Below are 2,911 nucleotides of genomic sequence, written 5' to 3' on the forward strand. Positions count from 1 at the left end.
AACAAAAGTGATTCCGATAGTAGCGGCGAGCGAAATTGGATTAGCCCAAACCAGTATTGTTACGGCAATGCTGGGGTTGTAGGACCACGATATTCGACACATAATGAATTAGAACAGTTTGGAAAGACTGACCAAAGAGGGTGATAGTCCCGTATAAGTAAAGATTGTTTAGATAGTGGTATCCTGAGTAGTGCGGGGCACGTGAAACCCTGTGTGAATTAGTGGGGACCATCCCATAAGGCTAAATACTCCTGAGAGACCGATAGTGAACTAGTACCGTGAGGGAAAGGTGAAAAGAACCCTGAATAAGGGAGTGAAATAGAACCTGAAACCATACGCTTACAAGCGGTCGGAGCAGACTTGTCTGTGACGGCGTGCCTTTTGCATAATGAGCCTACGAGTTACCGTTGCTAGCAAGGTTAAGGACTTCAGGTCCGGATCCGTAGCGAAAGCGAGTCTTAATAGGGCGCTTAGTTAGTAGTGGTAGACGCGAAACCGTGTGATCTACCCATGGGCAGGTTGAAGTTTAGGTAACACTAAATGGAGGACCGAACCGGTTGACGTTGAAAAGTCTTCGGATGACCTGTGGGTAGGGGTGAAAGGCCAATCAAACTCGGAAATAGCTCGTACTCCCCGAAATGCATTTAGGTGCAGCGTTGATTTATAGTTTTATAGAGGTAGAGCTACTGATTGGATGCGGGGGCTTCACCGCCTACCAATTCCTGACAAACTCCGAATGCTATAAAATGTTAATCAGCAGTGAGGGCATGGGTGCTAAGGTCCATGTCCGAGAGGGAAAGAACCCAGACCATCAGCTAAGGTCCCCAAATATATGTTAAGTTGAATAAACGAGGTTGAACTGCTTAGACAGCTAGGATGTTGGCTTGGAAGCAGCCATTCATTTAAAGAGTGCGTAACAGCTCACTAGTCGAGCGGTTCGGCATGGATAATAATCGGGCATAAACATATTACCGAAGCTATGGACTTGAAAAAGTGGTAGGGGAGCATTGTAGTGTCGTCGAAGGTGTTCTGTGAGGGATGCTGGAGAAGCTACAAAAGAAAATGTAGGCATAAGTAACGATAATGCGGGCGAGAAACCCGCACACCGAAAGACTAAGGTTTCCTCAGCTATGCTAATCAGCTGAGGGTTAGTCGGGACCTAACGCGAACCCGAAAGGGGTAGTGGATGGACAACAGGTTAATATTCCTGTACCTGCTCACACTAAAAGTGACGGAGGCGAAAAGTTAGTGCGTACTGACGGAATAGTACGTTGAAGCGAGTAGTAATACCGCAATAGTACACTGAGACTACGGTCAAGGTGATAATCTAGCAAATCGACTTCCAAGAAAAGCGAGTGAAGCAGCCCGTACCCTAAACCGACACAGGTAGTTGGGATGAGAATTCTAAGGTGCTCGAGAGATTCATGGCTAAGGAACTAGGCAAAATGGACGCGTAACTTCGGGAGAAGCGTCGCCCCCTTCTGGGGGGCCGCAGTGAAAAAGTCCAGGCGACTGTTTATCAAAAACACAGGGCTCTGCTAAATCGAAAGATGATGTATAGGGCCTGACACCTGCCCGGTGCTGGAAGGTTAAGTGGAGGGTTTAGAAGTTTACTTCGAAGATCTCAAATGAAGCCCCAGTAAACGGCGGCCGTAACTATAACGGTCCTAAGGTAGCGAAATTCCTTGTCGGGTAAGTTCCGACCTGCACGAATGGTGTAACGATCTGGACACTGTCTCAGCCATGAGCTCGGTGAAATTGTAGTATCGGTGAAGATGCCGATTACCCGCAGTGGGACGAAAAGACCCCGTGAACCTTTACTATAGCTTAGTATTGGCTTTGGATAAGTAATGTGTAGGATAGGTGGGAGACTTTGAAGTGGCGTCGCTAGGCGTTGTGGAGTCATTGTTGAAATACCACCCTTTGCTTATCTAGAGTCTAACCTCTAACCAGGGACAGTGCTTGGTGGGTAGTTTGACTGGGGTGGTCGCCTCCAAAAGAGTAACGGAGGCTTCTAAAGGTTCCCTCAGCACGCTTGGTAACCGTGCGTAGAGTGCAATGGCATAAGGGAGCTTGACTGAGAGACATACAGGTCGATCAGGTACGAAAGTAGAGCATAGTGATCCGGTGGTTCCGTATGGAAGGGCCATCGCTCAAAGGATAAAAGGTACTCCGGGGATAACAGGCTGATCTCCCCCAAGAGCTCATATCGACGGGGGGGTTTGGCACCTCGATGTCGGCTCGTCACATCCTGGGGCTGGAGAAGGTCCCAAGGGTTGGGCTGTTCGCCCATTAAAGTGGCACGCGAGCTGGGTTCAGAACGTCGTGAGACAGTTCGGTCTCTATCTACTGTGGGCGTTAGAAATTTGAGTGGATCTGACTCTAGTACGAGAGGACCGAGTTGGACGAACCTCTGGTGTACCTGTTGTTTCGCCAGAAGCATTGCAGGGTAGCTACGTTCGGAAGGGATAAGCGCTGAAAGCATATAAGCGCGAAACCCACCACAAGATGAGATTTCTTTAAAGGGTCGTGGAAGATGACCACGTTGATAGGCTATAGGTGTAAAGGCAGTAATGTCATAGCCGAGTAGTACTAATAACCCATAGGCTTATTGTACAGCGTTTTTTTATATAAGTTTATTACAATTACTGTATACCAATCATGTCACTTTTTCAATATGTCAACAATATTAGTGTTGATTATTTATAACAACCAGGTCCTGAAACAAGTTCAGGATAAAAACTTAAGGTGGTTATAGCGACGGGGCTCACCTCTTACCATTCCGAACAGAGTAGTTAAGCCCGTTTGCGCCGATGGTACTGCTTGACTGTGGAAGAGTAGGTCACCGCCTTTTTTTAAAAACCCTTACTAGATTACTAGTAAGGGTTTTTTGTGTTTATTAATTTGCTTA

Annotated in this window: 2 rRNA genes (1 of these 2 only partly in view); both read left to right on the plus strand. The window is 47.1% G+C overall.

The annotated features are described in order from the left end of the window. Positions 1-2,616: ribosomal RNA gene (locus HM982_RS18080) — 23S ribosomal RNA — on the plus strand; it begins 206 nt to the left of the window's first position. 128 nt (positions 2,617-2,744) lie between these two features. After that, positions 2,745-2,854 (plus strand): 5S ribosomal RNA (gene rrf / locus HM982_RS18085). The last annotated feature ends 57 nt before the right edge of the window (positions 2,855-2,911 follow it).

Origin of the sequence: Winogradskyella vidalii (genome assembly GCF_013403955.1) — a bacterium.
Taxonomy (GTDB): domain Bacteria; phylum Bacteroidota; class Bacteroidia; order Flavobacteriales; family Flavobacteriaceae; genus Winogradskyella; species Winogradskyella vidalii.